At 72.7% G+C, this 10175-nt stretch carries 8 protein-coding genes; all 8 read left to right on the top strand.

Going from position 1 to position 10175, the window contains the following annotated elements:
• Position 1 precedes the first annotated feature (1 nt).
• From ACFC1K_RS17635 to ACFC1K_RS17600, 8 genes are read left to right on the top strand one after another with little or no spacing between them, the layout of a single operon-like run.
• Positions 2–379: a hypothetical protein gene (locus ACFC1K_RS17635; protein ID WP_375872598.1), complete on the top strand. Its 378-nt coding sequence runs from the start codon at positions 2–4 to the stop codon at positions 377–379.
• Entirely contained in the window at positions 372–1511 is a 1140-nt protein-coding gene (locus ACFC1K_RS17630; RefSeq protein WP_375872597.1) for a hypothetical protein, read from the top strand. The genes ACFC1K_RS17635 and ACFC1K_RS17630 overlap by 8 nt, the downstream gene beginning before the upstream one ends.
• Positions 1508–2035: a phage baseplate assembly protein V gene (locus tag ACFC1K_RS17625; RefSeq protein ID WP_045299955.1), complete on the top strand. Its 528-nt coding sequence runs from the start codon at positions 1508–1510 to the stop codon at positions 2033–2035. Before ACFC1K_RS17630 ends, ACFC1K_RS17625 begins: the two co-directional genes overlap by 4 nt.
• A gap of 8 nt (positions 2036–2043) precedes the next feature.
• On the top strand, positions 2044–2361 hold the full coding sequence (locus ACFC1K_RS17620; RefSeq protein WP_310292166.1) for a hypothetical protein: 318 nt from the start codon (positions 2044–2046) through the stop codon (positions 2359–2361).
• On the top strand, positions 2358–2732 hold the full coding sequence (locus ACFC1K_RS17615) for a GPW/gp25 family protein (RefSeq protein ID WP_310292167.1): 375 nt from the start codon (positions 2358–2360) through the stop codon (positions 2730–2732). Before ACFC1K_RS17620 ends, ACFC1K_RS17615 begins: the two co-directional genes overlap by 4 nt.
• On the top strand, positions 2729–5452 hold the full coding sequence (locus ACFC1K_RS17610) for a putative baseplate assembly protein (protein ID WP_375872596.1): 2724 nt from the start codon (positions 2729–2731) through the stop codon (positions 5450–5452). Before ACFC1K_RS17615 ends, ACFC1K_RS17610 begins: the two co-directional genes overlap by 4 nt.
• Entirely contained in the window at positions 5449–7998 is a 2550-nt protein-coding gene (locus ACFC1K_RS17605) for a putative baseplate assembly protein (protein ID WP_375872595.1), read from the top strand. The genes ACFC1K_RS17610 and ACFC1K_RS17605 overlap by 4 nt, the downstream gene beginning before the upstream one ends.
• Positions 7995–10172 carry a hypothetical protein gene (locus tag ACFC1K_RS17600; RefSeq protein ID WP_375872594.1) on the top strand — a complete coding sequence of 726 codons (2178 nt, stop codon included), beginning with the start codon at positions 7995–7997 and terminating at the stop codon, positions 10170–10172. The genes ACFC1K_RS17605 and ACFC1K_RS17600 overlap by 4 nt, the downstream gene beginning before the upstream one ends.
• The last annotated feature ends 3 nt before the right edge of the window (positions 10173–10175 follow it).

Genomic DNA, 10175 nt, shown 5'->3' with positions numbered 1-10175 from the left:
CATGGTCGATCCGCTCCAGCAGCTGCTCTCCGCCGGCGTCGTGCCGCAGAACGCGCTGCCGCCCACGAGCCGCTACGCCGAGGTCGGCATCGCCCATCACGTGCCGCCGGCGAAGCCCGGCGTCGAACCCGTGCCCGTCGCGTTCCTCCGGCGACGGCTGGTGCCGAAGCCCGAACGCTTCAGCACCCTGTACGAGGTGCGGTGCGTCGAAGGCGACCGGCGCGACCTCCTCGCGGCACGGCACTACGGCGACCCCGAGCTGTGGTGGCGCCTCGCGGACGCCAACGGGGTCATCGACCCCGCCGGCATGGCCGGCCCTCCCGGGCACGTCGTGCGCATCACCCTGCCTGTCGACATGAGGGGGGCGGCGGATGGCTGACCTGCCCCCGCAGCCCGTTCGGCTGCACCTGTACGCGGGACCCGCGATCGCCGTGCCGGCGCCGCAGGCGCTCGTCGAGGCGCTCCGCGAGGTGACGATCGAGAACGGCTCGGGCGATACCCAGAGCGGGTTCGAGCTCGTCTTCGACGTGCCCAAGAAGTCGCCACTGTCGACGCTGTTCCTCCTCACGGGCGGCGTCTCGATCCCCCTCTTCCGCATCGTGCTCGCCGTGACGATCGGCGGCACCACGGAGGTCCTCGCCGACGGCGTCATGACCGACCACGAGTTCAAGACCGACGGGACGACCGCGACGCTTCACGTCAAGGGCAAGGACCTCACCGCCGTCATGGACATCTTCGAGCTCGACGGCATCCCCTACCCCGCGATGCCGGTCGCCGTGCGCGCGCTCGCCGTCCTTGCCAAGTACGCGGCGCTCGGCGTCGCCCCCCTGGTCATCCCGGCGCTCGTCGAGGACCCGCCGATCCCCACCGAGAAGATCCCCCGCCACCAGGGCAGCGACTACGCGTACCTCAAGAACCTCGCGCACGAGGCGGGCTACGTGTTCTACATCGACCCTGGTCCGATCCCGGGCATGAGCAAGGCGTACTGGGGCCCGGAGGTGCGTCTCGGCATCCCGCAGCGCGCGCTCGACGGTGGGCTCGACGGCCCGCACGACAACGTCACCGCACTGAGCTTCACGCTCAACAAGGAGGCGAAGGAGCTTCCGGTCGTCACGGTGCACGAGCCGTGGAGCAAGGCGCCGATCCCGATCCCCATCCCCGACATCAATCCGCTGAGACCCATGCTGGGGCTCGTGCCGCCGCTGCCGCCGAAGCTCACGTTCCTCCCCGGCACGGCGAAGCTCAGCGCACCGGCCGCGATCATGAAGGGCATCGCGTACGCGGGGCAGCACGACGACATGGTCACCGGCACCGGCCAGCTCGACGTCGCCCGCTACGGCCGCGTGCTCAGATCGCGCGGGCTGGTGGGGGTGCGCGGCGCCGGCGACGCGTTCAACGGGCTGTACTACGTGAGCAGCGTCACCCACAAGATCGCGCGCGGCAGCTACACGCAGTCGTTCACCCTCGCCCGCAACGCCCTTCTGTCCACCGTCCCGGAGGTGCCCGTATGAGCGACACAGAGACCGCCGTCGCCACCAAGAAGCTCTTCGGCAAATACCGGGGAACGTGCGTCAACAACATCGATCCGATGCAGATGGGGCGCATCCAGGTGCTCGTCCCGTCGATCGGCATTCCGCCGAGCTCGTGGGCCATGCCGTGCCTGCCGGTCACCGGCACCCAGACCGGCGTCTTCACCGTCCCGGCCATCGGGGCGGGCGTGTGGGTGGAGTTCGAGGGCGGTGATCCCGACTACCCGGTATGGGTCGGCGGGTTCTACTCCCCCGCCGATGTGCCGGCAGCCGCGCGCATCGTGCCGCCCGGAGTGTCGGGGCTCACCTTCCAGACGCTGCTGAGCAACTCGATCACCATCAGCGATACTCCCGGGCCCACCGGCGGCATCCTCATCAAGACCACGACCGGCGCGATGATCTCGGTCAGCGACGTCGGCATCACGATCAGCAACGGCAAGGGCGCGGTGATCTCGATGGTCGGTCCGACCGTCAGCATCAACGCGGGCGCCCTCACGGTGACGTAGGAGGAAGGATGCCGGGACCCGTGCTCACTCAGGCCTCATCCGTGCTGTGCTCGCACGGCGGGGTGGCGACGGCCGTGTCACCCTTCCCGCGGGTGCTGGTGGCGGGCGCGCCCGTCGTCACACTGGCGACGCAGTACGCGATCGCGGGATGCTCCCTCTCGACGTCGTCGGGCCCGTTCGACGTCAGCGGGCAATGGGTCGCCGGAGCCGTCCGGGTGCTGGCGGGCGGCATCCCCGTCGCGATCGCCACCGGATCGTCCCTCAGCGTCGCGACCGGCGCGCCGCTGATCCCGGGCGCCGTGCAGCCGAGGGTGGTGGCGTCATGAGCGGCACCCTCGACTTCCCTTGGGCCGTCGACGGCACTGGGCGCACGGCGACCACCGGGCGCGACGAGCACGTGCGAGACCTCATCGAGCAGGTGCTGCTCACCTCTCCCGGCGAGCGCGTCATGCGACCCGAGTTCGGTGCGGGCCTGCTCGCGCAGGTCTTCGCACCCGGCGGACCGGAAACGGCCGCAGCATCCCAGTTCCTGATCCAGGCGTCGCTCGAGCGCGAGCTCGCGAACGCCATCGCGATCGAGTCGGTCGAGGTCGAAGCCCGCGACGCAGCCCTCGTCGCGACGATCGCGTACGTCGTGCGGGCGACAGGATCGCACGAGGTGCAGACCTTCCGCACCCCGCCGGGGGTGTCGCCATGAGCTGCTACACGTGCGGCGATGAGCGCCGCCTCATGGCGGTGAAGCTCGCGGGGCTGCTCAACGGCATCGAGTTCCTCGAGGTGCGCGACCACGAGGAGTCCGTGGCCGCCCTGCGCCAGCGGACGCTCGTCGTCCGCCTGCTGCTGGCGGTGCCGGCGGGTCTCGACCGCACGTGGATCGCGCTCGAGGGCGGCGAGCGCATCCGCCCCGTCGCGGTGGAGTGGGCGAAGGCCGGCACAGACCTCACCGGCTCCGAGCTCGACCTCATCGACGGGTACGACGACCCGGCGACGCTGCTCGTCGTACGCACGGCGCGCTGGGGCGACTTCTCCCTCTACACGCTCCGGGTGCGCACGCCCGGAACCACCGACCCGCCGGCGGGCTTCGACCCGTTGCTCGCCGCGGTGCCGTTCTCGTTCAAGGTGGAGTGCCCGAGCGACCTCGACTGCCTTCAGCCGTGCACCTGCCCGGCGGGCGTGCACCACCCGCCGCCGATCGACTACCTCGCGAAGGACTATCAGGGCTTCCGCCGGGTCATGCTCGAGCGGATGGCGCTGCTCGCCCCGGGATGGACGGAGAGGTCGTCGGCCGACGTCGGCGTCATGCTCGTGGAGCTGCTCGCCTACGCCGCCGACGAGCTGTCGTACCGGCAGGACGCCGTGGCGACAGAGGCCTACCTCGGCACCGCCCGCAGTCGTATCTCGCTGCGCCGCCACGCGCGCCTCGTGGACTACCGTGTGCACGACGGTGCGAGCGCCCGGGTATGGGCGCGGGTCCTCGTGGGCGAGGGGGCCGTCGACGTCCCCCTCGCGGCGGGCACGCGGCTGCTCACCCGCGTTCCCGGAGTCGACGACCAGCGCCTGGAAGAGGACACGCGCGACTACGAGCGGGTCATCGACGCGCAGCCTGTCGAGTTCCAGACCGTGCACGGCGCACTCCTCGACCACGACCTCGCCGAGCTGCGCTTCTGGACCTGGGGGCGCCTCGACGAGACCCTGAAGCCGGGGACGACATCGGCGACTCTTCGCGGCGATCACCCCGCCCTGCGCGCGGGCGAGGTGCTCGTGCTCGCGGAGACCGTCTCGCCTTCCACGCGTGTCGCTGCGGATGCCGACCCCAGCCGCCGTTTCGCGGTGCGACTGGTCGAGGTGCGGGCGTCGAAGGATCCCTCCGGCACCCTCTTCGACGGCGGCGAGGAGGACGTCACCGAGATCCGCTGGCACGAGGAGGACGCCCTTCCCGCAGCGCTGTGCCTCGCCGTGGACGGGATCGAGACCGCGGCCGCGTGGGGCAACATCGTGCTCGCCGACCACGGGGCGACCGTCGCCGGCGAATCCGGCGACGGCGAGCCGCTCGGCGCCGTGCCGGTCTCACGACTCGTGCGGGCCGCCTCCGACTGCGACGACGAGGGCGAGCGCGTTCCCGCCCGATACCGCCCTTCGCTGACGCAGTCGCCGCTCACACGCACGGTCGTCCGTGATCGCGAGGTGCTCGCGACAGCCCCGTTCACCGCGGCGCTGCAGGCCGAGCTGCAGGGCAGCGCGTCGAAGGACGAACTGCAGGCGCTCTTCGCCGCCGCGGGCATCGCGCAGATCGGCGACGAGGCCGTCGTGCGGGGATCGGGGACGCTGCACGCCCTCAGCTTCGGCGGACGCGCCTGGCCGCTGCGGGAGAACGTCACCGACAACACGCTCGAGGTGCTCGAGGAGTGGGAGTCGGCCTCCGCGGTCGGCTCCGGCGATCTCCGCTCCGCGGCGCCGGCGCTGACGCTCACGGGCGAAGAGCCCGGCGACGCCGAACATGACTGGCACCCGAGCCCCGATCTCATCGCGAGCGACGGCGAGCACCGCGCGTTCGTGGTCGAGCAGGAGCACGACGGGACGGTGCTGCTGCGGTTCGGCGACGACGAGCACGGCGCCCGGCCGCCGGAGGGCACCGCGTTCCGTGCGACCTACCGCGTCGGCAACGGCGTCGCCGGCAACATCGGGCGCGAGAGCCTCGCCTACCTCGTGGGCGATGAGACCGATCTCGTCGGCGTCGTGAACCCGCTGGCGGCGTTCGGCGGCGTCGATGCCGAGACCGGCGACGAGATCCGGCGCGACGCCCCGGCGACCCTGTCGATCCAGGAGCGGGCCGTGACGACCTCGGACTATGCGGCCAAGGCGCAGCTGCATCCCGGGGTCGAGAAGGCCGAGGCGACCTTCCGCTGGACCGGGTCGTGGCACACGGTGTTCGTCACGGCGGATCGCCGAGGCGGACGCGGAGTCGACGCCGGGTTCGAGGCGGCGCTGCGCGCGCAGCTCGAGCGCTATCGCATGGCCGGGTACGATCTCGAGGTCGACGGGCCGGCGTTCGTGCCTCTCGACGTCTCGCTGTTCGTGTGCGTCGAGCACGGCCACCACCGTTCCTCGGTCGCCCGCGAGCTGCGGGCGGCGCTGTCGGACGCGGTTCTGCCCGACGGGCGGCTGGGGCTGTTCCACCCCGACCGCTTCACGTTCGGCAGTCCCGTCTACCTCTCGACGATCCTCGCGGCCGCTCACGCGGTGCCCGGCGTGGAGTCCGTGGAGGTCCTGAGCTTCCAGCGGCAGCACGAGCCCTGGTCGAGCGGCATCGATTCGGGCGTCCTCCCGATGGGGCGCCTCGAGATCGCGAGGCTCGACGACGACCCCGACTTCCCCGAACGCGGAGTGCTCGCGCTGACCTACGGAGGCGGATCATGAGCGCCCACCGCTCCGCCTGCGGCTGCGCCGCGTGCCGTGCGGCGGCCGCACCGCCGCTGCCGGTCGCCAATCGTCCGGGCCTCGGGTCCATCCGGTACCGCTCGGGCACGCACGGCGACTTCCTCTCCGCGATGATCGCGGGGCTCTCCCACGACACCAGTCCGCCGACGCAGGCGATCCCTCCCGCCATCGACCCGCCGCAGCCCCACGAGGCGCGGCCGGCACTGCGGGGGCTCCGCACCCGCGACGCCGACGACGCGACCATCGCGCTCCTCGACGCGTTCGCCGTGACCGCCGACATCCTCACCTTCTACACGGAGCGCCTCGCGAACGAGGCGTATCTCGGCACCGCGACCGAGCGCACGTCGCTGCAGGAGCTCGGCGCCCTCGTCGCGTATCGCCTCGGCCGCGGTGCGGCCGCCGAGGCCGCCCTCGCGTTCTCGCTCGAGAAGCCGCCGGCACCCCTCCCCGCGTCGATGAAGGATCCCGGGATCGCGCCACCGGCCGTGCCCACCGCGCTCACGCTGCCCGTCGGACTGCGAGTGCAGAGCGTGCCGGGGCCGGATGAGCAGCCGCAGACGTTCGAGACCGTCGAAGAGATCGAGGCGCGCCCCGAGTGGAACGCCCTGCCCGTCGTGCCGACCGTCCCCTTCCCCCAGGCCGCCGCGCCGACCGAGGCGTGGTTCGAAGGAACTACGCTCGGGCTCGCTCGCGGCGACGCGCTCCTGTTCACGGGGCCGGAACTCGGCACCGAGTGGGACCTGCGCGCCCTCGACTCCGTCGAGGTCGTCGAGAAGGCAGGCGTGACTCACGTCACGTGGACCGGCGGCGTCGCGTCCACCATGCCGCCCTCGATGCCGATCACCGACCTGCGGGTGTTCGTCTTCCGCCGGCGACTCGCCGTCTTCGCCCACAACGCCCCCGTGTGGGTGCTCGCCGACCCCGAGGCCGACCCGCCGACGTACCTCAATCCCGACACCGACAGCGGCTTCCTCGCGACCACGTCGTCCGGCGACACGACCTCGACGTTCCTCGACGGCGCCCACCCCGAGATCCCGATCGGGTCGTGGCTCGTGCTCGACGCGGCGGCTACCAACGGCCGGTTCCGCGTCGCGACCGCGCGGGAGGCGTCGCTCGCGATCTGGGGTGTTTCGGGACGCACGACGGCGCTCGGCCTGACAGGTCCGGCGATCGGGGTCGCGCTCTCCCCGCGCGATGTGACCGTGCTCGCGGTCCCGGAGCCGCTCGCGCTGGCCGAGGTTCCCGATTCCGCTGCGATCGCCGGCACGACGCTGCTCGTCGAAGGGGACGCGACCGGGATGGTCGCGGGACGCACCGTGATCCTGTCGGGGACGGATGCTGCGGGCGCGGCGGTCAGCGAGCCGGTCGTGGTGGCATCCGCCGACCCCGTCGCGCGCGGCCGCACGCTCCTGACCCTGGCCGCCGCGCCGACGATCGCCCCGACCCGCTCCTCCGCCGTCGTGTTCGGCAACGCCGCCCGCGCGACGCACGGCGAGACCGTGACGCAGCTGCTCGGCTCGGGTGACGCCCGAGTGCCGTTCGCCGCGTACCGCCTGCAGCAGTCCCCCCTCACCTTCGTCCGTGCCGAGACACCGCGCGGCACCGCGTCGACCCTCGAAGTGCGCGTCGACGATGTGCGCTGGACCGAGGTGCCGACGACAGCCACCGCCGGCGCGACCGATCGCGTGTACGAGACCCGGGACGACCCGGACGGCGGCATCAGCGTCGTGTTCGGCGACGGTGTCCACGGCGCGCGGCCGTCGTCGGGATCGACGAACGTGCGGGCCCGCCACCGCAAGGGCGTCGGGGCGGCGGGCAACGTCCGCAAGGACCAGCTGGGAATCGCCCTCGACCGACCGCTCGGACTGCGGGGTGTGACGAACCCCGCGCCCGCCGTCGGCGGCGTCGACCCTGAGACCGAAGCCGACGCACGGCGGGCCATCCCGATCCCCGTGCGCACCCTCGGCCGCACGGTTTCGCTCCTCGACTACGCCGACTTCTCGCTCGCGTTCGCCGGCATCGGCAAGGCCCGGGCGGACGTGCTGCCCACGAACGGCGGACCGCTCATCGTCGTGACGGTGACGGATGCGGCGGGCGCGGCGCCGCCCACCCAGATCGTCGAGCGCCTCGAGCGCGAACTCCGGCGCTGGGGCGATCCGCTCGTGAGGGTCGCGGTCGTGCCCGTCCGGCCCGTGGACTTCCGGATCGCGCTCAAGGTCGACACCGACCCGGATCGCGAGCGCGGAAAGGTGCTCGTGTCGCTCGAGCGCGCCCTGCGCGACACGTTCGGCGCGGCCGCCCGCGAGCTGGGCGATCCGGTCCATGCCTCCGAGCTCGTCGCGGTCGCCGCATCCGTCGTCGGTGTCGTCGGGATCGATCTCGACCAGTTCCACCGCGGGACCGGACCGGGTCTCGCCCCGCGCCTGGTCGCGGCATCCGCTGCTCCCGCGGTGCCCGAACCGCTCGGCGCCGAGCTGCTGGCGCTCTCGCCCGACCCGTTCCCGCCCCTCCAGGAGATGCCATGACCGAGCCCGAGGCCGGAACGGCCGCCGCGCACCTCTGGCAGCTTCTGCCGGCGGTCTATCGCCTGCGCGACGGCGAGGCCGGAGGCGTGCTCGCCGAGCTGCTCGACGTCTTCGGCGATCAGCTCGAGGTGCTCGCGGAAGAGCTGGCGCAGCTCTACGACGACCAGTTCGTCGAGACGGCCGCGCCGTGGGCGACGCCGTACGTCGGGGGCGTCGTCGGGTACCGGCCGATCCACGGCGTCGTGCCCGAGGTGGTCTCGCCGCGCGCCGAGGTCGCGAACACGGTGGCCTATCGCCGTCGCAAAGGGACCGCCGCGGTGATCGAGCAGCTCGCCCGCGATGTCACGGGGTGGCCCGCCCGCGTGTACGAGTCGTTCGAACGCGTCGCGACGACGCAGTACCTGAACCACACTCGTCCGCACGCGGCGGCGAGCGCGGGCCTGCGCGACCACGAAGCCCTCCACCACGTCGTGCAGCAGGGCGCGGCGTTCGACGACCTCGCGCACACGGCGCACGCCCGTCCCCTCGATTCGACGTGGCGGGAGCGGCGGGGGCGCTACGGCATCGTGAAGGTGCCGATCTTCCTCTGGCGCACGCAGCCGGTGCTCGTCGAACGCTCGCCGCTCGCCCCCGACCCGTCCGCCGATGGCCGCAGGTTCCGGTTCGACCCGCTCGGCGCCGATGTGCGGCTGTTCAGCCAGCCGCGGGTCGAGACCGACATCGCGCATCTCGCGGAGCCGCCCGACGTGCCGCAGCCTCTCACCGTGCGGTGGGCCGCGGACCACGCGCCCGCGGTCTACGGTCCGACGATGTCGCGGGCGCGCCGGTCGATCCTGCTCGAGCGGCAGACGGGTGGCGCGGAGCCTGCGGCCATCCCGCTCGCGGTGGTCCGATTCGCCGACCTCTCCGATGTGCCGGGCGGCGGCGGGGCGTGGGCGCACGAGCCCGCGGCGGGCGACGTGCACATCGACCCCTCGCTCGGCCGCGTCTGGTTCGGAGACGCCCTCGCCGCCGGTGAACGGGTGCTCGCGACCTTCTCGATCGGCATGGCGGTACCCGTCGGCGCGGGTAATCGCCGCCGCGGCGACGACCCGCTCCCCTTCCCCCGCCGCACCGTGTCGGCCGGCGCATCCCTTCAGGCGGAGCTCGACCTCTCGCAAGAGGCGGGCACCGTGCTCGTCGTCGACTCCGACCGCTACGCGCAGAGTGTCACCATCACCGCGCTCGCGCCGGATCCGACGGCCGGCGACGACACGTCGGTGTGCCTCGCCGCCGACGGGGGCGCGCGACCCTCCCTGGAGCTCTCGTCGCCGCTGAGGCTCGACATGGCGGCGAAGAGCACGGTGGTGCTCGACGGCCTGCTCGTCTCGGGCGCCCCCGTCGTGCTCGACGAGATCGACCCGCCTGACCGCGAGCGCCGCACCATCGTCATCCGCGACACGACGCTCGTGCCGGGCATCACGCGAACGACCACCGGGGCGCCGGCCTCGCCCACCCGGGCGAGCCTGATCGTGCTCGACCCGTTCGCGTGCGTGCGGATCGAACGCAGCGTCGTGGGCCCGATCATCGCTGTCGAGGGCGCGACGATCGAGATCGTCGACTCGGTCGTCGACGCCTCGTCGCGGACGGGCGTCGCCATCGCGGGCCGGGACGGCACGTCGCCGCGCACGGTGTCGTCGGTCGCCGATTGGGAGACGGGCGACGGCACCGCGGCCTCCGGCGACCTCGACATCGTCGCGTCCACGGTCGTCGGCAGCATCCGTTGCATCCGATTGGATGCCTCGAATTCGCTGCTCCTCGCGGCAGTGGCCGAGGGCGACCCTCGGCCGCACCCCGTGCACGCGGAGCGGAAGCAGCAAGGGTGCGTGCGGTGCTCGTTCCTGCCGGACGGGTGTCGCACGGGCCGTCGTTTCCACTGCGCGCCCCGACCCGACGACCCCCTCGCGGTGCAGCGGGCCTCTCGCCCGCGCTTCGGCTCGATGCGGTACGGCGACCACGACTACCTGCGGCTGCACGAGGGCACGCCCGACCGCATCCGTCTCGGCGCCGACGACGAGGGCGAGATGGGGGCGACGCACCGCCTCTACGCGCCGCAGCGCGAGGCGAACCTGCGCGTTCGACTCGACGAGTACCTGCGATTCGGCCTCGCGGCCGACCGCATCTTCGCGACATGAATC

The sequence above is a fragment of the Microbacterium sp. NPDC056057 genome (genome assembly GCF_042266945.1).
Lineage (GTDB): Bacteria > Actinomycetota > Actinomycetes > Actinomycetales > Microbacteriaceae > Microbacterium > Microbacterium trichothecenolyticum_C.
The sequence above is the reverse complement of the archived record's forward strand: the minus strand, read 5'-3'. Positions and strand labels throughout refer to the sequence as shown.